General features: G+C 66.1%; 28 protein-coding genes. 9 read left to right on the forward strand and 19 right to left on the reverse strand.

The features are described 5' to 3' along the window. Positions 1 to 49: 49 nt before the first annotated feature. The 6 genes from LH407_RS06070 to LH407_RS06095 all read right to left on the reverse strand — a co-directional run bounded on the left by LH407_RS06070 (position 50) and on the right by LH407_RS06095 (position 9,667). Positions 50 to 3,436 carry a cell wall-binding repeat-containing protein gene (locus tag LH407_RS06070; protein WP_322134883.1) on the reverse strand — a complete coding sequence of 1,129 codons (3,387 nt, stop codon included), beginning with the start codon at positions 3,434 to 3,436 and terminating at the stop codon, positions 50 to 52. 323 nt (positions 3,437 to 3,759) lie between these two features. Then, a complete protein-coding gene (locus LH407_RS06075) occupies positions 3,760 to 5,481 on the reverse strand; it encodes an amylo-alpha-1,6-glucosidase (RefSeq protein ID WP_322134882.1) in 1,722 nt (573 codons plus the stop codon). Positions 5,482 to 5,515: 34 nt separating this feature from the next. Beyond that, positions 5,516 to 6,334 (reverse strand): carbohydrate ABC transporter permease, encoded by an 819-nt coding sequence (locus LH407_RS06080; RefSeq protein ID WP_322134881.1) that lies wholly within the window; start codon positions 6,332 to 6,334, stop codon positions 5,516 to 5,518. Beyond that, the gene (locus tag LH407_RS06085) at positions 6,331 to 7,311 is read right to left on the reverse strand and encodes a carbohydrate ABC transporter permease (protein WP_322134880.1); all 981 of its coding nucleotides are present in this window, start codon (positions 7,309 to 7,311) and stop codon (positions 6,331 to 6,333) included. The genes LH407_RS06080 and LH407_RS06085 overlap by 4 nt, the downstream gene beginning before the upstream one ends. A 30-nt stretch (positions 7,312 to 7,341) precedes the next feature. Beyond that, complete coding sequence (locus tag LH407_RS06090) at positions 7,342 to 8,568, reverse strand: sugar ABC transporter substrate-binding protein (protein ID WP_322134879.1); 1,227 nt, start codon at positions 8,566 to 8,568, stop codon at positions 7,342 to 7,344. 94 nt (positions 8,569 to 8,662) lie between these two features. After that, the gene (locus LH407_RS06095; protein ID WP_322134878.1) at positions 8,663 to 9,667 is read right to left on the reverse strand and encodes a LacI family DNA-binding transcriptional regulator; all 1,005 of its coding nucleotides are present in this window, start codon (positions 9,665 to 9,667) and stop codon (positions 8,663 to 8,665) included. Between the two features lie 154 nt (positions 9,668 to 9,821). On the opposite strand from LH407_RS06095, the gene LH407_RS06100 reads away from it, so the two are divergent. After that, the gene (locus tag LH407_RS06100) at positions 9,822 to 10,442 is read left to right on the forward strand and encodes a class I SAM-dependent methyltransferase (protein WP_322134877.1); all 621 of its coding nucleotides are present in this window, start codon (positions 9,822 to 9,824) and stop codon (positions 10,440 to 10,442) included. Positions 10,443 to 10,517: 75 nt separating this feature from the next. On the opposite strand, the gene LH407_RS06105 is transcribed toward LH407_RS06100, so the two are convergent. From LH407_RS06105 to helR, 4 genes are all read right to left on the reverse strand, one after another. Beyond that, entirely contained in the window at positions 10,518 to 10,721 is a 204-nt protein-coding gene (locus tag LH407_RS06105; protein ID WP_322134876.1) for a hypothetical protein, read from the reverse strand. After that, on the reverse strand, positions 10,718 to 10,939 hold the full coding sequence (locus tag LH407_RS06110; RefSeq protein ID WP_322134875.1) for a hypothetical protein: 222 nt from the start codon (positions 10,937 to 10,939) through the stop codon (positions 10,718 to 10,720). Before LH407_RS06110 ends, LH407_RS06105 begins: the two co-directional genes overlap by 4 nt. 74 nt (positions 10,940 to 11,013) lie before the next feature. After that, positions 11,014 to 12,072, reverse strand: a complete 1,059-nt coding sequence (locus LH407_RS06115; protein ID WP_322135037.1) for a hypothetical protein — start codon at positions 12,070 to 12,072, stop codon at positions 11,014 to 11,016. Positions 12,073 to 12,142: 70 nt separating this feature from the next. After that, positions 12,143 to 14,380: an RNA polymerase recycling motor ATPase HelR gene (gene helR, locus LH407_RS06120; RefSeq protein ID WP_322134873.1), complete on the reverse strand. Its 2,238-nt coding sequence runs from the start codon at positions 14,378 to 14,380 to the stop codon at positions 12,143 to 12,145. Between the two features lie 90 nt (positions 14,381 to 14,470). Between helR and LH407_RS06125 the strand changes: the two genes are divergently transcribed. Further along, the gene (locus LH407_RS06125) at positions 14,471 to 14,668 is read left to right on the forward strand and encodes a hypothetical protein (RefSeq protein ID WP_322134872.1); all 198 of its coding nucleotides are present in this window, start codon (positions 14,471 to 14,473) and stop codon (positions 14,666 to 14,668) included. On the opposite strand, the gene LH407_RS06130 is transcribed toward LH407_RS06125, so the two are convergent. The 4 genes from LH407_RS06130 to LH407_RS06145 all read right to left on the reverse strand — a co-directional run bounded on the left by LH407_RS06130 (position 14,665) and on the right by LH407_RS06145 (position 17,195). Beyond that, positions 14,665 to 15,123 carry an SRPBCC family protein gene (locus tag LH407_RS06130; protein ID WP_322134871.1) on the reverse strand — a complete coding sequence of 153 codons (459 nt, stop codon included), beginning with the start codon at positions 15,121 to 15,123 and terminating at the stop codon, positions 14,665 to 14,667. The two genes, LH407_RS06125 and LH407_RS06130, sit on opposite strands and share 4 nt — an antisense overlap. A gap of 5 nt (positions 15,124 to 15,128) precedes the next feature. After that, on the reverse strand, positions 15,129 to 16,583 hold the full coding sequence (locus tag LH407_RS06135; RefSeq protein WP_322134870.1) for a phytoene desaturase family protein: 1,455 nt from the start codon (positions 16,581 to 16,583) through the stop codon (positions 15,129 to 15,131). After that, complete coding sequence (locus LH407_RS06140; RefSeq protein WP_322134869.1) at positions 16,584 to 16,775, reverse strand: hypothetical protein; 192 nt, start codon at positions 16,773 to 16,775, stop codon at positions 16,584 to 16,586. A gap of 96 nt (positions 16,776 to 16,871) precedes the next feature. Further along, positions 16,872 to 17,195: a DUF7882 family protein gene (locus tag LH407_RS06145; RefSeq protein WP_322134868.1), complete on the reverse strand. Its 324-nt coding sequence runs from the start codon at positions 17,193 to 17,195 to the stop codon at positions 16,872 to 16,874. A gap of 187 nt (positions 17,196 to 17,382) precedes the next feature. On the opposite strand from LH407_RS06145, the gene LH407_RS06150 reads away from it, so the two are divergent. The 3 genes from LH407_RS06150 to LH407_RS06160 all read left to right on the forward strand — a co-directional run bounded on the left by LH407_RS06150 (position 17,383) and on the right by LH407_RS06160 (position 19,224). Continuing rightward, positions 17,383 to 18,339 (forward strand): DNA topoisomerase IB, encoded by a 957-nt coding sequence (locus LH407_RS06150; protein ID WP_322134867.1) that lies wholly within the window; start codon positions 17,383 to 17,385, stop codon positions 18,337 to 18,339. Positions 18,340 to 18,369: 30 nt separating this feature from the next. After that, positions 18,370 to 18,834 carry a CinA family protein gene (locus LH407_RS06155; protein WP_322134866.1) on the forward strand — a complete coding sequence of 155 codons (465 nt, stop codon included), beginning with the start codon at positions 18,370 to 18,372 and terminating at the stop codon, positions 18,832 to 18,834. Positions 18,835 to 18,957: 123 nt separating this feature from the next. After that, on the forward strand, positions 18,958 to 19,224 hold the full coding sequence (locus LH407_RS06160) for a GlsB/YeaQ/YmgE family stress response membrane protein (protein ID WP_322134960.1): 267 nt from the start codon (positions 18,958 to 18,960) through the stop codon (positions 19,222 to 19,224). Between the two features lie 68 nt (positions 19,225 to 19,292). On the opposite strand, the gene LH407_RS06165 is transcribed toward LH407_RS06160, so the two are convergent. After that, positions 19,293 to 19,505, reverse strand: a complete 213-nt coding sequence (locus LH407_RS06165) for a hypothetical protein (RefSeq protein ID WP_322134865.1) — start codon at positions 19,503 to 19,505, stop codon at positions 19,293 to 19,295. Beyond that, complete coding sequence (locus LH407_RS06170; RefSeq protein ID WP_322134864.1) at positions 19,502 to 19,825, reverse strand: DUF7882 family protein; 324 nt, start codon at positions 19,823 to 19,825, stop codon at positions 19,502 to 19,504. The genes LH407_RS06165 and LH407_RS06170 overlap by 4 nt, the downstream gene beginning before the upstream one ends. 242 nt (positions 19,826 to 20,067) lie before the next feature. Here LH407_RS06170 and LH407_RS06175 point away from each other — a divergent pair, with 242 nt between their 5' ends. From LH407_RS06175 to LH407_RS06185, 3 genes are all read left to right on the forward strand, one after another. Further along, entirely contained in the window at positions 20,068 to 20,685 is a 618-nt protein-coding gene (locus LH407_RS06175) for a flavodoxin family protein (RefSeq protein WP_322134959.1), read from the forward strand. Between the two features lie 74 nt (positions 20,686 to 20,759). Further along, complete coding sequence (locus LH407_RS06180; RefSeq protein WP_322134863.1) at positions 20,760 to 21,638, forward strand: SDR family oxidoreductase; 879 nt, start codon at positions 20,760 to 20,762, stop codon at positions 21,636 to 21,638. A 24-nt stretch (positions 21,639 to 21,662) separates the two neighbouring features. Continuing rightward, the gene (locus LH407_RS06185) at positions 21,663 to 21,932 is read left to right on the forward strand and encodes a DUF7218 family protein (protein ID WP_322134862.1); all 270 of its coding nucleotides are present in this window, start codon (positions 21,663 to 21,665) and stop codon (positions 21,930 to 21,932) included. Positions 21,933 to 21,989: 57 nt separating this feature from the next. Here LH407_RS06185 and LH407_RS06190 read toward each other — a convergent pair whose 3' ends face one another. The 3 genes from LH407_RS06190 to ypfJ all read right to left on the reverse strand — a co-directional run bounded on the left by LH407_RS06190 (position 21,990) and on the right by ypfJ (position 23,671). Then, positions 21,990 to 22,136 carry a hypothetical protein gene (locus LH407_RS06190; RefSeq protein ID WP_322134861.1) on the reverse strand — a complete coding sequence of 49 codons (147 nt, stop codon included), beginning with the start codon at positions 22,134 to 22,136 and terminating at the stop codon, positions 21,990 to 21,992. A 63-nt stretch (positions 22,137 to 22,199) separates the two neighbouring features. After that, entirely contained in the window at positions 22,200 to 22,772 is a 573-nt protein-coding gene (locus tag LH407_RS06195) for a hypothetical protein (RefSeq protein WP_322134860.1), read from the reverse strand. A 32-nt stretch (positions 22,773 to 22,804) separates the two neighbouring features. After that, entirely contained in the window at positions 22,805 to 23,671 is an 867-nt protein-coding gene (gene ypfJ / locus LH407_RS06200) for a KPN_02809 family neutral zinc metallopeptidase (protein WP_322134859.1), read from the reverse strand. Between the two features lie 111 nt (positions 23,672 to 23,782). Here ypfJ and LH407_RS06205 point away from each other — a divergent pair, with 111 nt between their 5' ends. Continuing rightward, the gene (locus LH407_RS06205) at positions 23,783 to 24,568 is read left to right on the forward strand and encodes a TspO/MBR family protein (protein WP_322134858.1); all 786 of its coding nucleotides are present in this window, start codon (positions 23,783 to 23,785) and stop codon (positions 24,566 to 24,568) included. Positions 24,569 to 24,592 lie beyond the last annotated feature (24 nt).

Raw genomic sequence — 24,592 nt, forward strand, 5'->3', positions numbered from 1 at the left:
GTACGAGTGGCCGCCGCGCACCCGGCGACGGCCACTCGTGGTTACTGCGCTAGCTGCACGCGGTGAGGTTGAACACCGCGGGCGTGAGGGATGCCTCGCCACCGAGCAGCGTCACGTGGGTGACGCCGAGGGTCTCGAGGTCGGCAAGAACTCCCGCAGTGACGCACGTGCCTGGTGCCACGTACATCGGGGCTGCAGCCGCTGCGGCCCACGCGGAACCGGCGAGCGCATCGGGGAAGTTCAACCCCGTCGCGATGAACGCGCGGTCGGCGCTTTCGAAGGCGTCGGAGTTGACCGCTCGCGCAGCCTGGTACCTGTCGGAACCACCCAGTCGCACCGCGGTCGAGATCGCGGCGATGTCTTCGAACACACCGGGCGTCACGGATGCCTCGCCTCCGAGCACTCGCGTGTCGGTGGTGCCGAGGCTGTCGAGCAGCGCCGCCGTGTCGGCGTCGAGGTCGCTCGCAGAGCCCCTCACCAGCACGACAGGTGCATCCTTCGAGCCGGCCGCGCCACCCGCGCTGAGTGCATCCGGGAACTTCTCCCCCGTCGCAACGTAGACGAGCGGAACGTCGGCACTGCCGAACGCGTACTCGGCTACATTGCGTGACACCTCGTAGCGGTTGGCACCAGCGATGCGCACAGTCTCGTCAGTGAGGGCCGCGAGGTCGTTGTAGACACCCTCCGTTACCGAAAGGATGCCTCCCACCACAACGATCTTCGATGGCTGCAGTCGCGCGATCTCCGCGCTAACTGATGCAGGCAACTCGCCCGGCTTCACGAGGAGCAGTGGACCTCCCTCAAACGCTGCGGCGGGACCCGCCGACAGCGCGTCAGGGTAGTTCTCTCCACTCGCGACGTAGACCACGGGAGCGGTCTCCGGGTACGCGCCCTCCGAAATGTTCACGGCGACCTCGTAGCGGTTCGCTCCCGCCACCCGGTCGACCGTGATGTCGCCTGGCTCCGGCTCCTCGACCTCGGTGAGGGTCCAGAAGCGGTCAGGCGTCTGAGCGTCCGTGGCTGTCGTCGCCGTGCCTGAGGATCCCGTCCCCGCCACGACTGTGCCGTTGCGGTTGTTGCCGGAGCTGTCGATGAGTGTGGTGAAGTTGCTCGTCTCGTCGAACTTGTAGTTCGCGACGTTTCCTGCACCAACTTGACCCGATGCGAGCGCTGCCACTTCTTGGGCACTCAGCGCACGATCGTAGATCGCCAGGTCGTCGACGGCGCCGTTGTAGGCGGGGTCGTTGTACTGCGACTTTCCGATGTAGTTGCGGTTCGTCTGGCCGAGCGCTGACGGCTTCGTCGTGAATGCCGTGTTGGTGCTCACCGCGTTGCCGTTCACGTACATCGTGCCCGTGGTGCCCGACGACACGATGGTGACGTTCGACCACTGATCGAGCGGCAGGTTCTGGCCCGTCCAGTTCAACTGCTTCTCGCTGCCGGCCCCACCCGACGTAATCGCGAATCGAGGGCCGTTGCCCGCGCTCACGGTGAGGAACATGTTCGCCGACTGCCCGGTTCCGAAGTCGAATACACGCGACCAGGTGGCAACCGTCTTCGGCTTGACCCATGTCGAGATAGACCAGTCTCCGGTGAGGCCGCTCACGATGCCGGTGGGCAGCTGGCCGTAGCCAGAGGTGCCACAGAGATCGAGCGCGGTGTTGAACTTGCCAGGCTGTCGCGACGTAGTGGGGAGACACCCGGTGGACTGCACACCGTCGGCCCACTGAATGACCGAGGCACCGTCTGCGGTGCTCTTGTCCTGCACCCCGAGTGTGAGTCCCGTCCCGTAGTTCGTGAATCGGATATTGCCAACACTGTTCGGCACCGGCTGCCAAAGCTGATTCTCGGCAGCGCCGGATGCTGCCACCACAGCAAGAGCCCCGTTGGTCGTCGAGCCGCCCTGCACGCCGAGGGCGAGGCCGCTCGCCTTGTTCACGATCTTGTAGAGACCGGATCCGGCGTGGGTCACGTCCCAGACCTGCTCAGCCGAACCGTCGGCGGTTGACTGGACGACCGTCGCGCCATCCGTTCCGGCCGAAGGCTCGAGAGCGAGGCCGCTGTTGCCGTTGGTGATGACATACGAGCCGTCAATTGTCTCTCCGTCACCGGCTTCGGTGATGACGACGTGGTAGCCGTATGCCGGGTTCATGACGATAGGCACCGTGATCGATCCGTTCTCTCCCACCTCGTAGGTGGTGTTCGAGATGGTGATGGGACCAGCGGTGGGGGTCGTGCGGCCGTAAGCGGGCGTGTACTCGAGCTTGACGTTGACGTTGTCGCCGAGGTTCAGCTGGTCCAGCCCGTTCACGACGACGGAGGTCGCTCCGGTGTTACCGCCCGCGATAATGCGAACCGTGTCCTTCGCGTCGTTGACCGACGCCAATCCCTCGAGTGGGCTCGTGTTGGATGGCGGCGTGGTGGTGACCATGTCGCCCTCGAACTGTGCGTACCAGGTGTACATCCAGTAGGCACCGTTAGGCGCTCCACCTCGGCTCACGAGGAGGTCGCCGAGGGTACCGGACTGGTTCCAGAACGGCAGCTCGGCACGGTCGATCCCGTAACGCTCGAGCTTCGCAAGGTAGGGAACGAGCTTGCCGGGGATTCCGACCTCCGCGGTCGTGGCGTACTCGGTGATGTCAACCGGGATGTCGCCGAGCTCAAGCTCCTCGAGGAGCGCATTCACGGTGTTGACGTGAGTCGGGATGAGGTCCGGGCGAATCAGTTCGTGCCACTCGAGCACGTCGGGCACGGTGTTGGTCTCCTTCGCGAACTCGAGGAACTCGCGCATGTCGCTGATGTCCGTCGAGTAGTTCGGACCCTGGATCGGCACATCCGGAGCGATCTCACGAAGCAGGTTGTAGCTGAACTCCCAGAAATCGAGGAAGGAGCCGTTCTGGTCTCTCCATGTGATGTCGGGCTCGTTCCACGGCGCGTACGCGACAACGTTCGTCACACCCGCCGTTTCGATCTTGTTGACGATGTCCCGAACGGCGTTCTCCCAGCCGAGACGGGTCTGGGTGTCAGTCCACGAGAACTGGTACGGCCAGCCCGGGTAGTAGTCGACGAGACGCACGACGACGCCGGCACCCGCACGATCTGCGGCCTGCCAGACGTTGAGGGTGTCACCGGTGGGCTGTTGAGTGCCACCGGGGGGCATTTGCACGAAGGTGTCCGGCTTGAGGGGGGCGATGAGCGCATCCGATGGCACGCCGTCGTTGGCGATTCCGTAGAGCGAACCGCTCGCCATGACCGTTGCTTCGCGGAACGGCTGATCGGCCTCGACGGTAAGCGTGGCAGCGGGACCGGGGGCGGCCTGCGCGGTTTCTGTGATGGCGGGCAGGGCGACTGCGAGCGACGCAGCGAGCGTCGCTGCGACGCCCACGGCGACCGGGCGCCGGTATCGCCTCGTGGGGTGGGGGTGGGTGAGTGACACGAGAGTCCTCCGTCTTTCGTCTGGAGGCACCGGGCGAGCGCCGATTGGTATGAGACGGAATAACCGGACTCTCAGTGAGTTTCGATGCCCCGTCGCATCCCGAACCGCTCTTCCGAGCCTGTCGGTATCTCCGTCGAACCGGTTCAGTACGGCGATGTGTCGAACCGGTTCGATGAAGTCGTACTGTCTTGTTTACCCGAGTCCCGAGCGCGATACAACCCCTCCGCACAAAGTCACGGACCCTCACTGTCTGGCGGGCTTACGACGCCGCGGCACGCCGAATACTCGCCCCGAGCGAGGGCGAGTATTCGACGTGAAAGGGGTCAGGATGCGGTCATCCGACGTCCCTCGGATTCGTCCGCCAGGAGGAGGTAGCTGCTGGCCGTCCACGAGTACGCGCGGTCGCGAAGACCCTCACCCGTGACGGCGTCGAAGTTTTCGGCGAAGCCCGACTTCTCGCAGAGCGCGCGAAATCGCTCGCTCACCCGATCCGCGAGTTCGGCGAATCCGCTCGAGCGCAGGCCGGACTCGATGAGCACGGTCGATGGCGCCCAGATGGGTCCGCGCCAGTACCCGTCCGGCTCGTAGAGGGCGGTCCCGGGAATCTCCGTCGCAGGGCCGTACTCGGTCACATGCCGCTCGATGTGCGACGCAAGCGCGCTGCGAACACCCTGAGGGAGGCGATGCGCGGCGAGAATCGGCAGAAGATTGAGGAGGCTCGTCGCCGTGCTCGTCCTCCCAGACGAAGCCCCGATCGCTACGAAGTTCTCGCCATCCCACAGGTCCTCGAGCAACGCATCGAGGATGCTGGCGGACTCGGCCCGCCACCGAGTGGCATCCTCGCCGAGTTCGTCGGCGAGGCCCGCGAGCACGTCGAGCTGCACGACGAGGAAGGCCGCGAGGTCCGGGGACTCGATGACACGATCGACGTCGAACGTCGTCGAATTGTCCCAACCGGAGTCGTTGCCGTGTTGGTAATAGGGCAGGGTGCGCCCGGGTGCTCGCCGGAAGTCGAGCCAGAACGTGCTCCATCGGCTGAGGCGCGAGTAGATGTCGGCGAGCTCGTCGCGGGTTAACGGCCTGGGCATGCGCTCGCGTAGCTTCGCGAGCGCCCAACCGTGGATGGGCGGCTTGACGTAGTTATAGAGCACCTCGGAGTGTGTAACGGAGTCCGGCGGCGCTCCCGTGTCGTCCTGGTAGTCGAACGGGGCGAGGAACTGATCGAGCGCGATATCCGGCAGGCCAGGGGCAAGGGCCAACGCATTGAACGCGTGGTCCCAACTCCAGACCTTGTCCATCCAGTGTTTGGACATGAGGATCGACTCGCGACCCAGATACCCGAGTGGGCTCACAGTCGCGGACCACAGCACATACGCCGCGCGGGCCACTCCCGGAGTGCGCTCACCGCGCCATGGCGCGAGCGCCTCAAGGTACTCCTCGAAGGCCGCGGCGTTGGCCTCAACGACCGACTCGAACGACGCGGATGTTTCGTACGGCGCCCGCGCGGCCGTGAATTCTTCCACGGCCACCTCCCAACTGGCCCCGTCTCCGCCGGCGAGCACGGCACGCGTGCCCTGCCCGAGCGCGCCGTCCCCTTCGACGTCGAGTCGGCCAGACAATCGCGTGACTCGATAGCGCCGTCCTGTTTCGTAAGACGTGAACACGGCGCTCTCAGTGCCGGGTTCGGTGAAGAGGTACGTGCCTGTGAAGGGTGTGAGTTCGGCCGCGGCATCCGCGATTCGCAGGCCAACGCCGCGGCCTCGGAGACGCACTGTCGACGTGCCGTCGAACGTGGCGTCGACGGTGCCCCGGTCGTGCACCCAACTGAGCAGTGACGGGCTCGCCTCCACCGTTGTCTCGACCCTCTGCCCGTCGATCTCGGGTACCAGGGACAGCACGCCGTGCATGCCGTTCTGATGCGATACGAGATGGAGGTCGTCTCGCCGGGTGTGCAGTGCGACGACGGGTGAGAGGTCGAGCCACGAGCCGCGCACCGAGAAGGGAATCTCCGCGATGTCGAAGTGATGGCCGGGGCGAGTGTGCATGGATGTCCTTAGGGAATGCGAGGGTCGAGCGAGATCAGTCTTTGACGGCACCGGCCGTCACGCCCGCGGCGACATAGCGCTGTGCGAGCACGAGCAGCACGGCCGCGGGGATGGAGGCGACGACGGCGGTCGCCATGATCGCGTTCCAGTCCTGGGTGTTGTTGCCGATGTAGCGGTAGATGCCGATCGTGATCGGCTGGAACGCGCCCGACCTGTTGAGCGTGGAAGCGAACAGGAAGTCCGACCACGACCAGAGGAAGGCGAAGAGCGAAACGGTGACGATCGAGTTGCGGCTGACGGGCAACACGATCGATCGGAACGTGCGCCAGGCACCCGCGCCGTCGATCTTCGCTGCGGCGATCAACTCATTGGGGATGCCCGACATGAACGCGACGAAGATAAGCACACCGAAGGGAACGGCGAGCGTTGAGTCCGCGAGGATGAGCCCTGGGATGGTGTCGAGAATGCCCCAGTTGAAGAAGATCAGGTAGAACCCCATCGCCATGATGATGCCGGGGATCATCTGGGCGATGAGCAGGACGAAGTTGAGGGTTGTGCCACCCCACGGACGGAGCTTCGCGATGGCGAACGCCGCCGGGGCAGAAATCGCGACCGTCAGGATGACCGTACCGAGCCCCACAACGAGACTGGTTCCGAGATACGGCAACTGCTCTGAGATGACGCGGGAGTATCCGTCGAACGTCGGGTTGAACGGAAACAGGTTTGGCGGATCTTTGCGCAACTCGTTCGGTTGGGTGAGCGAGACGTTGATCATCCAATAGAGCGGGAAGAGCATGATGCCCGTGAGGACAACGCCCACTGCCGTCTTCCACAGCCGACCGCGTGTTCTCATGATTCGACCAACTTCCGTTGCGAGCGGATATAGAGCAGCCCGAAGACGAACGCGAGGATGATCAGCAGATTGCCGACCGCCGCCGCAGGGCTGAGTTCTGGGCTGCCGCCTCCGAAGCCCAGACGGTACGACCAGATCGCGAATGTCGTCGACGAGTTGCCGGGAGCACCCCGGGTCATGATCCAGATGATGTCGAACACCTTGAGGGTGTACACCAGACCCAGGAGGATCGTGATCGCCGACACCGGGCGCAGGAGTGGGAACGTGATGCGCCAGAAGGTCTGCCATCCGTTCGCGCCGTCCAACGAAGCCGCCTCATAGACCTCACCGGGGATGTTCTGCAGACCGCTGTACAGGATGACGAGGTTGAACGGGATGCCGATCCAGATGTTCGCCAGGAGCACCGAGACCATCGACCACTGGGGCGACGTCAGCCAGTTGACCTGCCCCAGTCCGATCGTCTCGAGCGCGGCGTTGACGATGCCGGACTCGCTGTTGAGCATCCATGCCCACACCGAGGCTGAGACGAGCAGGGGCAGCAGCCACGGCACGAGGAAGAGTGCGCGCAGTGTGGCCGACAGCGGGAAGTGGCGGTAGAAGAACACCGCGAGGAGTAGTCCGATGGAGAACTGGAAGATGATCGACACGAACGTGAAGACCGCCGTGTTGATGAGTGCCGGCGCAAACGTCGAATCCGCGAGCACCTGCGCGTAGTTGTCGAACCACACGAACGGCGCATTGCCGTCAATGAAGGAGCGCAGCGTGTAATCGCGAAAACTCAGATCGAGGTTGCGGAAGAGGGGGTACGCGTAGAAGACCGCGAGGTAGATCACCACGGGAGCGACGAATGCCGACGCGACAAGTCGTTCACGCCAACGGGGCTTCGGCGCCCGGCGGCGGGATGGGGCGACGAGAGACGCCGCCCCATCCTTGGTGACACGCGCAGCCGACTCAGAGGTGATCTGTGTCGCTGTCATGGAGTGCCTTCCTGGTGGTGCCGGTGGTGATTACTGCAAGCGCTCGGCGGCCGCCGCCTGTGCGTCCGCGAGGGCGTCAGCCGGTGACGAGACGCCACTGAGAGCGTTCTGCACTGCGGTGTAGAGCTGCTCGGAGATGATGCCGTACGAGATGCCGAGGTTGTCGGCGGTGCGCGGCTTCGCGTCTCCGACAGCGGTAATCCAGAACTCGAGCGACGGGTCGGCCTCGAGCTGAGCGGCCTGTCCCTCCGCGGTCGGCGCGACGTAACCGAGAGCGTCGGCACCGGCGTTGCCGGTGGTCAAGCACTCGACGATCTTGGTCGAGGTTTCGTAGCGCGAGGTGTCCGACTGGACCGGAATGGTGATGAACTCACCACCGGTGGGCGCGGGTGCTGCTCCCCCGTCGATACCGGGAACCTGGATGGACAGGTAGCCCGCCTCATCCGCTGCGCCCTTGAACCACGACCCGTTCTCCGCGAAGCCGTACTCGCCGGTCATGAACTCGTCCCAGCTCGTCCCCTGTGTGTTCGAGAGCACCGAGTTGGGTGCGAGACCCTTGTTCACCCAGTCAGTCCAGAGCTGGAGTGCCGACTGGGCAGCGCTCGAGTCGAGTTCGGTCAGGTCCGCGTCTGCACCCCAGAACCACGGGAGGAACTGGAACGTTCCCTCCTCGGTTCCCACGGCCGAGAACGTGATGCCCTTCGCGCCGGAGGCCACGACCTTCTCGAGCGCGGCAGTGAGCGACGCGTAGTCGGTCACCGAGGCGATGTCGACGCCGGCGGCCTCGAGGATCTCGGGGTTGTAGTACAGGCCGAGGGTGTTGGCTCCGACAGGAACGCCGTAGGTTTCGCCATCGAGCTCGCCCGCCGAGAGGATGTTCGCCTCGATGGCCGACGTATCGAGACCGGTCTCGGAGTTGGTGGTGAGGAGCCCCGCATCAGCGAGGGTGCCGACCTTGGGGTTATCGACCATCGCGAGGTCGGGGAGATTGCCTGCGGCCGTGGTGAGGTCCTTGACGGTGTCGCCCGTGTTGCCCGAGTTTCGCTCGATGGTGATGCCGAGCTCGTCGGCGCACGCATCAATGGCCTGAGCCCATGTGGACGACGCATCGCGGTCCGGGTACGGGTCCCACAGGGTGTAGGTGGTGCTGTCGCCGCCGCCTTCGCTGCTCGGGGCGCAGGCCGCGAGCGAACCGATGAGGGCTGTTCCGAGGACGAGCGCGCTTGCCGCGCGGATCCCCTTGCTTGTCGTGATCACGGTATTCCTCTCTGAATCGTGCTTGTCACTTTTCGGGATGTATCGAACCGGTTCGAACGCCGATCGCCAGAAGTCGTTGACCTCTCGTCACTGGCTACGCCGTGCTGCCCCGATCAACCAACTCCGGCGCGACGAACTTCACGACTGCGGGGCCTGCCTGTCCCGGGTCGATGATTCGCCGAACCAGTTGCTGGACCGCCATGCGGCCCAACTTGTCGGGCGAACTCTCGACTGCCGTGTACGGCAGGGAGAAGGTTCGCCCGAAGTCTTGTGCGTACAGGCTCACGACCGAGAGGTCGTCGGGCACGCGCACACCTCGGCGCTGGAGCACCATGGGCAGTGCGGCGATCGTCGCATCGTTGTGCACGATCATGGCGGTCGCCGTGGGCCGAGCATCCAGGATCGCGTCGATGTTGACGGTGATCTCGGGCTGCTGGGATTCGCCGTAGTAGGGATGAATTCGGATGCCGTACCGCCCGGCGCGCTCGATGGCCGCATCGCGGAACCGCCAGCCGTACGCTCCCCCGCGCTCGAACACATGTTTTGGCGGACTCACGAGGATGATTTCGCGGTGGCCGAGGCTGTAGAGGTGGTCGACCATGACGCGCGCGGATTCGCCGAAATCGAGGTCAAAAACGTCGAGGCCTTCCGTGTCGCCGGGCAGCCCGACGAGGGCTCCGGGCTGTCGTGCCGCTCGTAGCGCGTCGAGGCGCGGATCGGCGTGCGTGACGTCGAGGAGTACTACCCCGTCGACCATGTTCGACGACGTGATTCGACGAACAGCAGCCGAGCCGTCAATGTCGGTGACGAAGAGCACGTCGTAGCCGAGTTCGCGCGCTGCGTCCGAAACGGACCGGATGTACTGGAGCATCGCGGGCGCGAACTCGTCGCGGTGAAACTGCGAAAGGAGGCCAATGGCCTTTGTTTGCGCGGTAGCCAGAGCCCGTGCGCCAGCGTTGACCGTGAACCCGAGCTCGAGGATGGCTTGATCGATACGCTCTCGCGTTTCACGAGAGATGGGGCGGTTACCTGAGAGCGCGTACGATACGGTGCTGCGGGATACCCCGGCGGCACGCGCCACGTCTCCGATTGTCGCCACGGCTTCCTCGCTCTCCATCGAACCGGTTCGATGTACGGTAACACAGTCGCGCGGGGTGCACCACAACTTTTCTTTAGGACCCAGGCGATGCGCCGCACTTGCCGAACCAGCAAACCGAGTGGCGACCACCCCACCCCTCTGTCATGGTGTGCCCATGAGCACATCCGAGGCGTTCGACTATTGGGAAGCCCGCTACCGCGACGGCAAGACATGGAGCGGCAACGTCAATGCGGCGCTCGAGCGCGAGGTGGCGGACGTCGCCCCGGGTACGGCCCTCGATCTCGGTTCTGGTGAGGGCGGCGATGCGTTGTGGCTCGCGCGCCGCGGCTGGCGGGTGACCGCAGTCGATATCTCGCCTTCGGCGATCGCGATCGGGCAGGCCGAGCAGGATGCGGCCGACGACATCACGTGGGTTGCGGCAGATCTCGCGGAGTGGGTACCGCCGCAACAGTACGACCTGGTGACGGCGAGTTTTTTGCACTCCACCGTGGAGTTGCCGCGCGAGCGGATCTTGCGGCGAGCGGCACAGGCCGTGGCATCCGGCGGCCTGCTCGTCATCATTGGGCACGTCGGGGTGCCGCACTGGGCGAGCGAGGAGATGCATCAGCACGCCGAGGAGCTGCCCACTCCCGATGAGGTCTACACGTCACTCTTCGCGAGCGATTCGCCGTTGAGCGACGACGACTGGACGGTAGTAACGAACGCTCTCGTAGAGCGTGACTCGCACCACGGTGGCTCCATCACCGACGGCATCCTCACCCTGCGCCGGGCATGACGACGCCGAGTGCCGCCGTGTGGCTGCTACGGGGGCGGGTATAGCAGCCCTCTGGCGGCACTCGGCGTCGGAGGGTTAGGAGAGGAGTTCCTCGAGGCGGGATGACTCCACATGGAGTCCCGCCTCGGCAGCGCGCTGCTGCAGCACGTCCCTCTCCTCATCCGGAGGAACGGAGCCGAACTCGACGTCGCGCTTGACTTGCTCGACTAGGCCGCGGAGCTTGTCGTCGTCGCTCGCATCGAGGCTCCCGTCCTCCACGGGTTGGTCTTGCATGCTCACGAAGCAGCCTTCATGCTCCCGGCGATACGCTCGCCGACCACGGGAACGCGGCGAACCTGCTCGCGGGCGTCGGCCATGGTGCGGGGAAGCTCGGCGTCAGACCACAGGTGTTCCACCTTGCGGCGGCCCTGAGAGACGAGCTCGCGACCCTTCGGGGTCGCAGCGAAGGCGATGGCGGCGATAGCGCCCAGAACCAGTAGACCCGTAGAACTCTTCATCGATCTCTCCCTTGTTCGTATCGAGGTGAGGAGACGCTACGCGGAGAAGCTGGAGAGACGAGGGGGGTTGACAGCTACTGCGAGATGGGGGCGTACCGGTACCCGAGCCCGCTCACCCAATCGCGGATGACCTGCTGCTGGTTCGCGTCGCACGTGTAGCCGTAGCCGACGCTCACCTCCCAGTACTCGAAAGCCCCCGTGTAGATCGTGTGGTCGAGCGTCCAGCCGGGCAGCGTGGTGAGCGCGTAGCAGTCGGCCATGGTCTCGTAGTCGTCACCGAAGGATGCGACGGCCGACGCCGTCTGCTCGGGATTGGTGAACTGCAACACGTGCGCGTACTCGTGGTACGCGAGCCCCGTGCGCAGCCAATCGGTCATGTACGGCTCGGAGGCGGTCTGCGCGTTGTCGTAGTGGATGGCCCACGGGTCGGCGCCGCTCACGCAGCCCCACACGTCCTGTTCGCACGTCGCGTCTGCGGTGTCGAGGGAGGTGCGCAGATAGCCGGTTCCGAGCGAGTCGGTGAGCGATTCGTAGACGGTGCCACTCGCGTTGCTGGATGCCTCGGCCTGGGCTGCGGAGTGACGGGCCGCGAGCTCATCCTTTGCCGCAACGAGGTTCTCCGTGTCGGCATCGAGCAGCTCGGGATTCCAGCGGTGCGCCCAGCCGGCACGGATGAGGCCCGTGAGGTTGGTGGTGTCCACGATCGTGGCGTACGGCAGGCCGTCGAAGAGCGCCGCGGTGTCCATAAGTTCTTCCGCCGCGGCCCCGAACGTCTCCTTCTTCTCGATGAGGTCCTGCTGCTCCTGGATCTCGCGGTCCTGATCGTCAATACGATCGTTCGCCTGCTCCAGTCGCTGCAGCGCGAGGTAGAGGAAAACGCCCGTGGCGATGAGCGCGAGCGCGAGCAGCACAACCGTGATGATCCAGCCGATCCGGCTCCGCTTTTTCGGCGCGGGTGGGGGCGAATACGTTTCGACCGGCGCGACTGCCGGGGCAGCGTAACCGGCGCCGGGAGGAGCGGGCGGCTGCACGGTAGGCACAACCGCGGACGGAGGAACCGGCGGCTGTACGGGTGGCACAACCACAGGAACCGGGGGCTGCACGGGCGGAACCGGCGGTTCCACGGGAGGCACGGGCTGCTCGGGCGGGTCGTCGCCGGGCGGGTCAAAGGTGGAGATGGGGAATCCTCTCGTCCCGGCCAGTTTAACCGTCGAGCGCTGAGGAGGCCACGACGAGCTGTCCTGTCGCACGCGTCATCGCCACATACCTGTCGACAGCGCCCGCGATTCCGTCACCGAAGCTCGCGGGCTCGACAACTACAACGAGGTCGAATTCGAGACCCTTGGCGACAGTCGGCGTCAACGACCGCACGCGCGGGCCGCCCTCGAACCACGGCGCACCGATGACGCACGCCACGCCCTCCTCGTGTTGCTTCAGCCAGTCCGCGACGACCCCCTGAATCTGCGATACGTCGACCCGGATGACCGGCTCTCCCCCCGCTCGGATCGATTCCGGCACGTTCGCATCCGGCAGCACGGCGAGAATTTCGGGGGCGGCTACCGCCATCACCTCGCTCGGGGTTCGATAGTTGATCCGCAACGTCGCAATATGGGCATCCCCGAACCCCACACGCGCGAGCCGCTCCTCCCACGTTTCCACGAAGCCCTGGCGCGCCTGAGCGCGGTCCCCCACAACGGTGATGCTGCGCGACGGGCACCGTGCGAGCACCATCTGCCACTGAGCATCCGTGAGTTCCTGCGCCTCATCGATGACGATGTGGGCAAAGGGACCGGCGAGGCTGTCGACGGCCTGCTCCGACAGAGCCGCCCGATCCACGAGAGCTGAGCGCAGGTCCTGCCCGCGCAACATCGACATGACACCCATGTCCGAGTCGTCGTTGGCGATCAGCTCCGCGGTGACCTGCGCCATGCGTGCGCGCTCGCGCTCCTCGGCGGCGCGCCAACGACGTGCGGCGTCCGCCCGACCGGGGTCGCCCAGCCGCCGGTGGGCAGCGTCGAGGAGAGGGAGGTCTTCGACGGTCCAGCGGTACGGATGCTCGCGCTGAAACGACCGGACCTGCGAGTCGCTCAACCACGGCGCAATCCGTGAGAGCACCCCGGGGTCCGACCGCAGCTGGGCGACGAGGTCGGCTGCACCGAGCAGCGGCCACGATCGCGCGACGGTGCCACGGAGGAGTTCGTTCGCCGCGAGGGTGCGCTCCAGATCGCGCGGCCCATCGTGCACGAGGTCATAGGCGTCGAAGTCATCCGTGTCCTCCTCCCGCGCCGCGTCGACCTGGTCGGCGATGATCTCGACGATCGCGGCCCACACCTGCTCGCGCGCAGCGTTGTGGGTGAGCCCGGGTTCCGGTGCGGCAAACGCCTCAGCCCATTCGCGGGCTCCCAGCACCGCATCACCCCACGGCGTCTCGACGGTGAGCGTGCGCGTCGGCGGCCGCTCGGCGATATCGACCGCTGCCTCGACGGCCCGCACCATCTCGAGGGACGAGGCAACAGTGAGCCCGCCGTCGGTGGCCGCGTCGCGCCCTTCCGGCACCAAATCGCGCAGAGTGCAGGTCTGCACGCTGTTCTCTCCGAGGCTCGGCAGCACGTCGTGCACATAGGCGAGGTAGTCCGGGCTCGGCCCGATCACGAGTACACCCCCCGCCCGGATCCGTTCGTTCGCGTAGAGCAGGTAGGCGGTGCGGTGCAGCGCCACCACCGTTTTGCCGGTTCCCGGCCCCCCGTCCACGACGAGAGGTCCGCGCGCACCCTGACGGATGATGGCGTCCTGATCGGCCTGGATCGTGCCGAGCACATCGCGCATGCGCGGTGATCGTGTGCTCGCGAGACTCGCAATGAAGGAGGAATGATCATCGAGGGCGGCAGCGTCACCCAGCGAGTCGAGGTCGAAGACTTCGTCCCAGTAGTCGACGACACGACCGCTGCTCCAGCGGAACCGGCGGCGGCTCGCGAGGCCCAGCGCGTTGGCGTGGGTTGCAGCGAAGAAGGGCTCGGCGGCCGGCGTACGCCAATCGACGAGGAGCCGGATGCCCGAAGCATCCGTGAGTCCGATACGGCCGATGTACAGCGGCTCGGGGTCGGCCTCGGCGCTGGCCTCCGGCACGATCCGCCCGAGACACGCTTCGGCTCCGTAACGCTCGAGGGTGGACATCCGGGAACTCAGCCTGCGAATCTCATCATCACGATCGCGTAGTTCTGCTCCGGTGTCTCCTCGACGGCGGCGAAGCTCGTCGAGGCGAGCCGCCACGTGGGTTCGCTCCTGCTCGATGGCGGCGGCGATCGCGGCGAAGTGTGCCTCGTCGCCAGCGATGAGGTTCGGGGATCGCTTGGCGGTCAGGGCTAGCGGCAGGTCAAAAAACGTCGTGTTCAGGGCGGGCTCCAGTCGTGCACGGCGGGACGGCCGCTCAGTCTGCGCCATGAGGGGGGTCTTGCCGCAAGCCCCCGCCCGAGCGTTAAACTGGACACGGCGGGAGGGGTGTTCCCGTCTTTTTTGTGCCACGATCGAGCCATGTCGATCTCCAAGAAGCACCGCGCGATCCTCGAACAGCTCAAGCACGACGGGCAGGGTGACACCGAGCACTACGCCCAGCTGGAGGCGCTCGCCACTCAGGCGGGCAACCTCGCCGCAGGACCCGGCCGCGATGATGCTGCCGCCCACGAGCTCGAGAAGAAGTTCTCCGACCTCGCGGCGAAGCACCGCAGCTAGCCGGCCTCCCGGTCTCGTTTGGCCTTGCCGCCCTCGGCAGCGAAGGCCAAACGCAAGAGGGTTTCGCGATTACGCACGCGCAGCAGCGACTCCGTAACCGGTCGTGGGACGAGCCGTGCCGGTCCCCTCAGCACCTCTTCCGTCATCCGCACAACACACCCGTCACCGCGGGGCTTGACCTCGATTATGACGAGGGCCTCGCCGAGCGGCCACCCGGCGGGCTTCATCGCCATCTTGTGTGGCGGATCCCACTCGAGGACGGTTGTGCGGTCGTCAATGACTGCGGGCCACAGGCCGAACGAGTGATGGAGCTGGCTCCCCACCTCAGGCCACGACTCGTCGACGTCGCGCATGCGGGATGCCCCCACCACCCACGTCGGAAACACCCAGCCGTCCGCGAGCACCGCGAAAACATCGTCGGGCGAGCACGCCATCTCGCGCACGGTCACGGACATTCCGCCTACCTTTCGGGCCCGAGTTGTGGGCCGGTTGTGATGCCGAACTCGTGCCGAAGCGCGCTGCGGGCAGCGTAGTAACCGGCAAGGCCGTGCACGCCGGGCCCGGGCGGTGTCGACGAGGAGCAGAGGTAGATGCCGCGACCGGGGGTTCGCCACGGATCGGTCGAGAGCACGGGTCGTGCAACGAGCTGAAGAAATCCAGCCTCACCCGCGGCGATGTCGCCGCCAACGTAATTGGGGTTCTGCATCTCCATGTCGACCGCGGTTTTGCTCGCGCTCGCCAGAATCGTGTCGCGAAACCCGGGGGCGAATCGTTCGATCTGCGCGGTGACCGCCTCCGTTTGATCCGAGGTCGAGCCGCTCGGCACGTGGGTGTAAGCCCACAGTGTGTGTTTGCCCTCCGGTGCGCGGGTCGGGTCGCCGACCCCCGGCTGGGAGACGAGCACGTAGGGGCGAGAGCTGTGTCGCCCCGCCGCGACCTCCCGTTCGGCGTGCGCGATCTCGGCACGAGTGCCGCCGAGGTGCACGGTCCCCGCCGACGCGAGGTCGGGATTGGCCCACGGCACGGGCGCGGAGAGCGCGAAGTCGACCTTGGCCGCGCCGCTGCCGTACCGGAAGTTATCCAGGCGGCGCAGGTACGAGTCTGGGAGGTGGGACCGGGCAATGGAGGCCAGTCCGCGCGGTGCGACGTCGAGGAGCACAACTCGTGCTGGCGGCAGCTCGGCGAGGGAGGTGACGCCCGTGTCGGTGATGATCGTGCCACCGTGGGCTCGAAGATCGTCGGCGAGGGCATCCGCTATCGCCTGGCTGCCGCCCACCGGGATCGGCCACCCGCGAGCGTGAGCGTACGTTCCGAGTGAGAGCGCCGCGGCCGCGGCCGCGAGGCTCGGCATGGGACGGATGGCGTGGGCCGCGACACCCGAGATCATGGCGGGGGCGAGGTCTTCGCGAAAGCGGGTGTTCCAGTCGATCGAACCCTGCTCAAGCGCCTTCAAGCCGAAGCGCACGGCCGTGAGCGGATGCGCCGGCACACTCACGAGCGGAGTTCCCGTGTACTGCGCGACGCGGTCCGCGCGCTGCACGAGTGGACCCATGAGCCGACGGTACGACGGACCATCACGACCGAGGTCGTCGACCGTGCGGTCGAGATCCCGCCACGCGAGTGCGGCGCGACCCCCGTCGAGCGGATGCCCGTACGAGAGTTCCGGAACCACAAGCTCGATGCGCTTGTCGAGGCCGAACTTGCGGAAGAAGCCGCTCGCGAGGGCGAGGGGGTGCACGGCAGAGCACACGTCGTGCCGAAAGCCCGGAAGCGTCAACTCCGCGGTGCGCGTCCCGCCTCCCACGGTCGACTCACGCTCGTAGACGGCGACCGAGAGCCCCGAGCGGGCGAGAGTCACGGCGGCCGCGAGCCCATTGGGTCCTGCGCCCACGACGATCGCGTCGTATCGCTCCACCTAGGCGCCCTGTTTGTCGGGGTTGCCCGGTCGCACGGCTGCCGTGTCCGCCACGTCGATCCGCGTCGTGTCGCCGTGCTGCGTTGTGGTGATGCGCGGCGCCGCATCCGATTCGTCGGATTTGGGCGCTCGCGTGAGTTGATCGTGGCGCTTCTCGTCGTCGGTCATGCCGTCGGATGCTCGTGCGTTCACGGTCACGACGTTACGCGCTCGCGCTGCCGCGGGTCGAGGCCTTGACACCCTCGCGCGCGATGGACCGGAGGTTCAGCAGGTAGGACAGCCGTGCGCTCACGCCGTTTGCAGTTCTTCCGCGGTCTCCGGCTCTGGCATCAGCATGAGGCCGGTGGGCTGGTGCGCGGATTCGATGATCTGCTTCACCCACGGCTGATTGATCCTGGGCGGCCTGCTCCCGTGGAAGAGAAATCGCAGGTCGGTGGTCGGTGAGATCCAGAGTGTCTCGCGACCGCTACCGATGTCCGCTGGCCTCACAAACGAGAACGCGGTGCTCTCACCAGCCCGCATGAGGCTCAGGATGGCCACTTTCAGGTGCGCGAGCGGGCGATCGTCGATCTGCACCGCATAGGCAGTTGTTCCGTAATACAGATAACCCATCGTTCAGTCCTCCCAGGTGACTTCACGTTGACGGGTGCAACGCGACGCCGATGCGTCGGTGACCCACAAACGGGGGCCACTCTCAGAGTCCCACGATGTGACCTCTTTCGATAGGGGTTGCGCTGAGCGCGGAACGGTGCCGAGTCAACCCCGTGACGACCGCCGAAGCCCGTCATACATTCGTGTCGTGAGACTCACCCAGGCCAGGCCCTACGAAGCGCCGGGCGTCACGCGCATCCGGCGCGGGGACGCGTTCGACTACCGCAGACCCGACCGGCGGAAGGTGGGCGCCGAGGAGCGTGCGCGATTTGACGCCCTCGCCATACCGCCAGCGTGGCGGGAGGTGTGGATCGCGCCGAGCCCGTCGTCTCACATCCTCGCGGTCGGTCTCGACGACGCCGGCAGGCGCCAGTACATCTACCACCCTGCATGGCGGGCGGCTCAAGACGAAGCGAAGTTCGATCGCGCGCTCGCCCTCGCAGCGGCTCTCCCCGCGGCACGCCGTCGTGCCGCACGCAGCTTCGGCGAACCCGCACTCTCGCGCGACCGGGTGCTCGCCACCGCCTTCCGTATCCTCGACCTCACCGCAATGCGCGTGGGCAACGAGACCTACGCGACTACTAACGGCTCGCGTGGCCTGTGCACGCTCCTCGTGCGGCATGTGGTCGTCGGCGACGGCGGCGTGACCTTCGACTTCGTCGGCAAGAGTCGGCAGCGGGCATCCATCGCCGTCACGGATGCACCCCTTCTCCTTGCGCTGGACGAGCTGACCACCCACAGGGCCGCTGGCAGTCGACTCCTCGCGTGGGCAAACGGACGACGCCGCGACCCCATTCGCACGTCCGAGGTCAACGAGTTCATCCGGGGTACGGCAGGTGACGGCTTCACCGCGAAAGACTTCCGCACCCTCCACGCCACGGCCACCGCGGCAGCAGCTCTCCCCCGCCGCACGCCGGAGGCGGAGCGCGAGGTGCAGCGAGCGATCCGCGAGGCGACGGATGCCGCGGCCCGGATGCTCGGCAATACGCCGACCGTTGCCCGGGCGAGCTACATCCACCCCGCTGTCTTCGAAAGGTTCATCGACGGGCGCACGATCGCACGCCCCGGAAGTATGACCTCGCTCCTGGAGTTGCTCCAGGACTGACTTCAATCCACCACGAGAACGGAGAACCTCATGCCGTCGACAACAGAACTAGCGGAGCGTCTCGCACGCCGCGTGAGCGACCGCGGGGCATCGGTCGCCGTCGCGGAATCCCTCACCTCCGGGACGATCGCGAGCGCCTTGGGCGCGAGCGAAGGGTCGTCGGAGTGGTTTCGCGGTGGGGTGATCGCCTACGCGCCGGAGGTGAAGTTCGACGTGCTGGGGGTGGAGCCTGGCCCCGTAGTCACCCGCGAGGCCGCGGAGACCATGGCGCACGGGGTCGCGAAGCTCTGTGGAGCGGACCTCGGCCTCGCCGTAACCGGCGTCGGCGGTCCAGCTCGAGAGGGCGACATTGAACCCGGGACGGTGTTTATTGCCGCGGTATACGACGGCACCGTCGTGTCTCAGCAGCGACGTTTTCCTGGAGGCATGGACCGGGTCCTCGAGGCGACAGTGGGTGCCGCGCTCGAACTCGGATTGCGTGCCCTAGACAACTGAGTCGCGCACGTAGCACTCGGAACAGTGCCATCGCAACCCCTCCCGTGTGAGGGTCGAACGGTGGTTCAGTAGAGCCGGTTCCGAGACCCGGAACAGCAGAAAGTGATCGACTGGGAGGTCGTCATGGGTATCATCGCCTGGATCATTCTGGGGCTGGCAGCAGGGGCGATCGCGAAGGCGATTCTGCCGGGCCGTCAGGGCGGCGGCTGGATCGTCACGCTCATCCTCGGCATCGTCGGAGCACTGTTGGGAGGCTTCATCGGCAGCGCCATCTTCGGCGTCGGCCTCGAGGGCTTCTTCGACATCTCGACCTGGCTGCTCGCGATCGGTGGCGCGATTCTCGTGCTCTTGATCTACGGCCTGGTCACGCGCGGATCGCGCCGCGCCTAACGGCCACAGGTCCCCCAAGGGGTACAAAAAGGGCGGTGAGCTTCGGCTCACCGCCCTTTTGTGTTCCGCTACTCGGCGGGGTCGCTCGTGTCGATGAGGCTGATCGGGATGCCGGCGCAAATGAGGATCTCCGCCGCCTGAAGTTTGCCCCGCCCGTGGTTGACCGTGATCCACCCCGGCTCACCGGTGGCGAGCACTCCGGCGATCTTCGCCTTCACGTCGTCCGCGGTGAGTGCGACGACGTACTCGATTCCGTCGTAGAGGATCGTGGTGCGGCTCATGATTCTCCGTTCGTGGCAGGCGCGGAGGTGGGTTCGGCTGTGATCTGCAGACCGGACGGGGTATTGGCTGACAGCAACATCTCGTCGATCCACTCACGGTTGAGGGCGGGAGGTCTGCTCCCGAAGAACTTGAACGAGATCGGAATCGACGGATGCACCCAGATCACCGAGCGTCCGTTTCCGATAGCGGAGTCATCCTTCCAACTGAAGAAAAACGCTTCATTGCGTCTCAACTTCGCGCCGATGACCACCTGGAGATGGGCCAGTGTGCGGTCATCGAAGTCCGCCGCCAGCGTTGAGTCATATGTGAGAGTGCCCATGGTCACTCCATTGTGAGGGTAAGAGCGTCGGAGCGCAGTACCCCACCCGGGGTGAACGACCCTTCTTGCCACTGCCGTCTGCACCGTCGCTCCCGCTCCCTGTCAGCGTTCACCGACACTGCTCCATCGTGCGTCTGCCGGTGGTCGCGATCAACGGGTTGACATGTCATCGAATGCGCCCGACCATGCGCTTTGTCAACCCCCGGGCAGTCGCGGGAAAGCGGGCTTAGCGTCGAAGGATGATGCCTCGAGACATTTCCGTCCTCGCCCTCGTCTGCACGCTCACCCCGTCGCCGGAGCTATCGAGTACGCAGCTCCTCGCCGATCAGGTGCTCGCGAGTTTCCGGGAGCTCGGTGTGCTCGGGCAGTCCGTGCGCACGGTCGACATGAACGTCTCGCCGGGAGTGACGGCGAACGAGGGTGACGGTGACGGCTGGCCGCGCATCCGGTCGCTCATCATGGCCGCGGACATCCTGCTCGTGGCAACACCGATCTGGATGGGCCATGCCTCGAGCGAGGCCTATCGCGCGATGGAGCGACTGGATGCCGAACTCTCCACGTTCGACGATGAGGGCCGCGCGATCCTCGCGGGCAAGGTGGCAACAGTCGCGGTCGTCGGCAACGAGGACGGCGCCCACAAGGCGACCGCGGACCTGTATCAGGGGCTCAACGATGTCGGCTTCACGATCCCGTCTCAGGGTGGAACCTATTGGGTCGGTCAGGCGATGCAGACGGTCGACTACAAAGACCTGGACTCCATCCCGGACGAGGTCGCGAATGCGAATCTGCTGCTCGCCACCAACGCCACCCACCTCGCGTCGGTGCTGCGCGAGAAGCCGTACCTTCCGACGCGACCGTAAGCCTGTCAACCCCTTCACAGCCAACACCGACCCCTGATGGTCTGGAGTGACGCTAGCGAAGAGGAGGCACCCACATGTCCACAACGGACGACCCGCGTGACGACCACCCCGCAGACGGATTCGACGGCACGCCACAGTCACAGCCGGGGCTTACCGGCGACACCAATCCCGCACCCGATCACGGCGAATCGAGCTACGTCGGCACGGGCAAGCTGACCGGTCGTCGCGCCCTCATCACGGGCGGTGACTCCGGTATTGGTAGGGCGGTTGCCATTGCGTTCGCCCGGGAGGGGGCGGATGTCGCGATCGTGCACCTTCCCGAGGAGCAGGAGGACGCGGCATCCACCGCCGAACTCATCGCCGAAGCGGGCCGCAAGGCGCTGCTGATCCCGGGTGATGCTCGCGACGAGAAGTTCTGTGTTGACGCGGTCGAGCAGACCGTCGCCGCGTTCGGGGGGCTCGACATCCTCATCCCCAATGCCGCATACCAGAAGGACCGCGACGGCATCGAGAACCTCGAGACCGCTGAGTTTCAGCGGGTGATCGAGACGAACCTGTACTCCATGCTGTGGTTCACCCGCGCGGCGGTGCCCCACCTCGAGCCCGGCTCGAGCATCATCGTCACGAGTTCGATTCAGGCGTTTTCGCCGTCTCCCGGGCTCGTGGACTACGCCATGACGAAGGCGGCACAGGTGGCGTTCGTTCGCGCCATGTCGCAGGAGCTCGGGGAGCGTGGCATCCGTGTCAACGCTGTCGCCCCCGGCCCGATCTGGACGCCGCTCATCCCGGCAACGGACTGGCCGGAGAAGGTCGAGGAGTTCGGCAAGGACACCCCGCTCGGGCGTCCGGGGCAGCCAGCCGAACTCGCACCCGCATACGTGCTGCTCGCCAGCGACGACGGCTCCTACATGTCGGGTGGCGTGATTCCGGTCACCGGCGGCAAACCCCTGTAGCCGCCACGAGAGAGGGAGGGGCGGATGCCACGATCGAACGGTAACTCATCACTCAAGGATCCCGAGCTGTACGAGAAACTCCGGGACGAAGGCAATTCAGCGCAGAAGGCCGCGCGCATCTCGAATGCCGCGGCGCGCGACGGACGATCCACGCTGGGGCGCCGCGGCGGTTCGAGCGGCGACTACGAGGACTGGACGGTGCCCGAGCTGCGCAAACGGGCGAAAGAGATCGGCCTGACCGGCTACTCGGGTAAACGCAAGAGCGAGCTCATCTCGGCGCTGCGCGATAGCTGATCCGAACAGAGCGATGCCCCGCGTCGGCTGGGACACGGGGCATCGCGGTCTGTTGGGCTACTCCGGTGGAGTGCCGTACGCCTCATCAGGCGTGTCGGGCTCTTCTGGAGCGCCACCCGAAACGGTGTCCGGCTGAGACTCCGTCTCATCGGGCGCGCTCGGTGTGAGGTCCGGGTCTGTTCCCTGCGTGTTGTCCCTGTCCATGTGGCAACGCTACGACTCTCGTGCGCTGAAGGGCGAGGGGTTGACGAGCCGCACCCGCCGGGCCTACGTGCCGTAGACGTTCTCTGCGACGGTGGTCAGGTACCGCGTCATCGTCGCAACCTGCTCCGCGCCACCGTAGGCGCTGAACGCGGTCAGCCAGCTGTCGTCGCGCACCACGTGAACGACGGCAGGCTCACCACCGGGCGAACCTTCCTTCACCCACGTCGTTACGGTCTCATCCCCCGACGACACGAAACCGGCGAGCGCCGACTCGACGGACACGCGGTCGCGGATGAGCTGCGCTGCGATCTCGAAGGTGGAGAGGTCCAGTCCGTCAACCCCATACCAGCAGCTGAGCGGCGACCCCGTCGTTTGTGTACTCGAGATCGGGTAGTGGATGCCGGCCCCCGGTGTGGAGGAGAAGAGCACGTAACCGCCCCCGAGGATCTCGGCCTCCAGCACCGGGCCGAGGAGCTCCGAGCATGTCGATACGGGAGTGAACACGGGCGCGGCTGGGGTGCCAGCGATCACGGGAGCTGCCGGGGCGGGGTCGGTCTCGGCATCCGCGGGAGTGCAGGCGGCGAGCGACACCACCATGGCAACAGCCATAAGCGCTCGCCCCCGCGCGATCCACATGCGGTGAATCTACCTCAGCACCACGTGATGGGCTAGAGCGACTCGGCCTCGAAAGTACTGCACGCGTTCGGACCACCCTCAAGGCCCGCGACGAACCAGCGCTGCCGCTGCTCGCTCGAACCGTGAGTCCACGCCTCCGGTGTCACCTGACCGGTCGTCGACTCCTGGATGCGATCGTCGCCCACCGCGGATGCCGCACTGAGGGCATCCGCAATCTGCTGCTGGGTGACGGGCTCCAAGAACGCAACACCCTGGTCATCCCGAAGCTGTGGCGCGGCGCCAACCCAGGCGCCAGCAAAACAATCCGCCTGGAGCTCAAGACGAACGGCGTCGGACGCTGGCCCGGTGTCCTGCAGGTTCAGGCCATCCATGATGCCCGTGATGTTCTGAATGTGGTGACCCCACTCGTGTGCGACAACGTACATCTGAGCGAGCGGACCACCCGACGACCCGAAGCGGGACTGCAGCTCGTCGTAGAAACTCGTGTCGATATAGATCGTCTCGTCCGGCGGGCAGTAGAACGGGCCCACCGCGCTCGTCGCCCCGCCGCACGCCGTGTCGACACTCCCCTCGAAGAGCACGATGCCCGTCGTGCGGTACTCCGCCCCGAATGTCGGCAACTCCTCCGACCAGTAGGTGTCGAGGGAATCCGCGGCGCCCGCGATGCGGCAATCGAGATCGGCGTTGGCATCGAGACCCGTGCACTCTCCGATGCTCTGGTCGGGCCCCTGCTGCTGGCCGCCACCACCGGCGAGACCCGTCAGGTCCACACCAAGCAACTGCGACAGGAGGAAGAGACCCACCACGAGGAGGCCACCACCACCGACCGCGATACCCGTGGTGCGCCCGCGCCGACGGACCTTGCTCGTATCGATCCTGGCGTTGTCGTTGAACGTCATGGCCATACGGTACTCGCGCGCGGCGCTCACCGATTGGCCCTTGCGCTAGCGCCTGAGGTCGTGATTGTCGAGAGCTGGATGCACTCACGGCCGCAGCTCTAGGCTCGCGTCATGCGCCAGCCCGCGGATGTGCTCCGCCAGATCGTTGTCATCTCCACGGCCGTCTTCGCCGTGATCGCCTCCTTCGTCGGCTCCGGTGCCGCCGGTGGAACACCCATTCAGGACGCGGCGGGAGGTGCGCTCGCAGCGGATGCGACACTCATCGCTCCCGCGTCGCCCGCGTTCTCGGTGTGGTCCGTGATCTACCTCGGGCTCCTGGCGTATGCGGTGTGGCAAGCGCTCCCAGGGCAGACCGCCGCGGAACGGCACCGTCGGTTGGGCTATTGGGTCGCGGCATCCCTCGTGCTCAACGGGCTGTGGATTCTGTCGATCCAATTCGACCTGCTCGGACTGAGTGTGCCCATCATCGTGGTGCTCCTCGCGGTGCTCATTCAGTGCTTCCGGCAGACGCTGCAGTACCGGCCGTCGGGCGCCCTCGACGCTGCGTTCACGGATGTTCCGCTCGGCCTGTATCTCGGCTGGGTGTGCATCGCGACCGCCGCCAACGTGACCGCGTGGCTCGTCGCGATCGGATTCGACGGGTTCGGAGCCGCGCCGGAAGTGTGGTCGGTGATCGTGTTGATCGTCGCCGCCCTCGCTGGGGTGGTTCTCGCGTTTGTGGGCGCCGGGCGCCTGTCGCCAGCGCTCACGCTGTCGTGGGGTCTCGCGTGGGTTGCCGTCGGTCGCCTCGTGGGTGAGCCCGCCTCCATCGTGACGGGAGTGGCGGCCATCGCGGCGGTGATCGTTGTGCTGCTCGTCACCGTATTGCGTCGGCTCACGGCATCCCGCACGGCGTGACGCCGTGCGGCGAGCGACGCTGAG

Source organism: Antiquaquibacter oligotrophicus, from assembly GCF_020535405.1.
GTDB classification, from domain to species: domain Bacteria; phylum Actinomycetota; class Actinomycetes; order Actinomycetales; family Microbacteriaceae; genus Rhodoglobus; species Rhodoglobus oligotrophicus.

What these genes read in the sequence shown, in the direction of transcription:
- LH407_RS06075 (WP_322134882.1), bottom strand. Translation starts at nt 5,481, where the DNA reads ATGCACACTCGCCCCGGCCATCACTTCGACATCGCGGAGATTCCCTTC.
- LH407_RS06080 (WP_322134881.1), bottom strand. Translation starts at nt 6,334, where the DNA reads ATGAGAACACGCGGTCGGCTGTGGAAGACGGCAGTGGGCGTTGTCCTC.
- LH407_RS06085 (WP_322134880.1), bottom strand. Translation starts at nt 7,311, where the DNA reads ATGACAGCGACACAGATCACCTCTGAGTCGGCTGCGCGTGTCACCAAG.
- LH407_RS06100 (WP_322134877.1), top strand. Translation starts at nt 9,822, where the DNA reads ATGAGCACATCCGAGGCGTTCGACTATTGGGAAGCCCGCTACCGCGAC.
- LH407_RS06110 (WP_322134875.1), bottom strand. Translation starts at nt 10,939, where the DNA reads ATGAAGAGTTCTACGGGTCTACTGGTTCTGGGCGCTATCGCCGCCATC.
- helR (WP_322134873.1), bottom strand. Translation starts at nt 14,380, where the DNA reads ATGGCGCAGACTGAGCGGCCGTCCCGCCGTGCACGACTGGAGCCCGCC.
- LH407_RS06125 (WP_322134872.1), top strand. Translation starts at nt 14,471, where the DNA reads ATGTCGATCTCCAAGAAGCACCGCGCGATCCTCGAACAGCTCAAGCAC.
- LH407_RS06130 (WP_322134871.1), bottom strand. Translation starts at nt 15,123, where the DNA reads ATGTCCGTGACCGTGCGCGAGATGGCGTGCTCGCCCGACGATGTTTTC.
- LH407_RS06145 (WP_322134868.1), bottom strand. Translation starts at nt 17,195, where the DNA reads ATGGGTTATCTGTATTACGGAACAACTGCCTATGCGGTGCAGATCGAC.
- LH407_RS06155 (WP_322134866.1), top strand. Translation starts at nt 18,370, where the DNA reads ATGCCGTCGACAACAGAACTAGCGGAGCGTCTCGCACGCCGCGTGAGC.
- LH407_RS06160 (WP_322134960.1), top strand. Translation starts at nt 18,958, where the DNA reads ATGGGTATCATCGCCTGGATCATTCTGGGGCTGGCAGCAGGGGCGATC.
- LH407_RS06165 (WP_322134865.1), bottom strand. Translation starts at nt 19,505, where the DNA reads ATGAGCCGCACCACGATCCTCTACGACGGAATCGAGTACGTCGTCGCA.
- LH407_RS06170 (WP_322134864.1), bottom strand. Translation starts at nt 19,825, where the DNA reads ATGGGCACTCTCACATATGACTCAACGCTGGCGGCGGACTTCGATGAC.
- LH407_RS06175 (WP_322134959.1), top strand. Translation starts at nt 20,068, where the DNA reads ATGCCTCGAGACATTTCCGTCCTCGCCCTCGTCTGCACGCTCACCCCG.
- LH407_RS06180 (WP_322134863.1), top strand. Translation starts at nt 20,760, where the DNA reads ATGTCCACAACGGACGACCCGCGTGACGACCACCCCGCAGACGGATTC.
- LH407_RS06185 (WP_322134862.1), top strand. Translation starts at nt 21,663, where the DNA reads ATGCCACGATCGAACGGTAACTCATCACTCAAGGATCCCGAGCTGTAC.
- LH407_RS06190 (WP_322134861.1), bottom strand. Translation starts at nt 22,136, where the DNA reads ATGGACAGGGACAACACGCAGGGAACAGACCCGGACCTCACACCGAGC.
- LH407_RS06195 (WP_322134860.1), bottom strand. Translation starts at nt 22,772, where the DNA reads ATGTGGATCGCGCGGGGGCGAGCGCTTATGGCTGTTGCCATGGTGGTG.
- ypfJ (WP_322134859.1), bottom strand. Translation starts at nt 23,671, where the DNA reads ATGACGTTCAACGACAACGCCAGGATCGATACGAGCAAGGTCCGTCGG.
- LH407_RS06205 (WP_322134858.1), top strand. Translation starts at nt 23,783, where the DNA reads ATGCGCCAGCCCGCGGATGTGCTCCGCCAGATCGTTGTCATCTCCACG.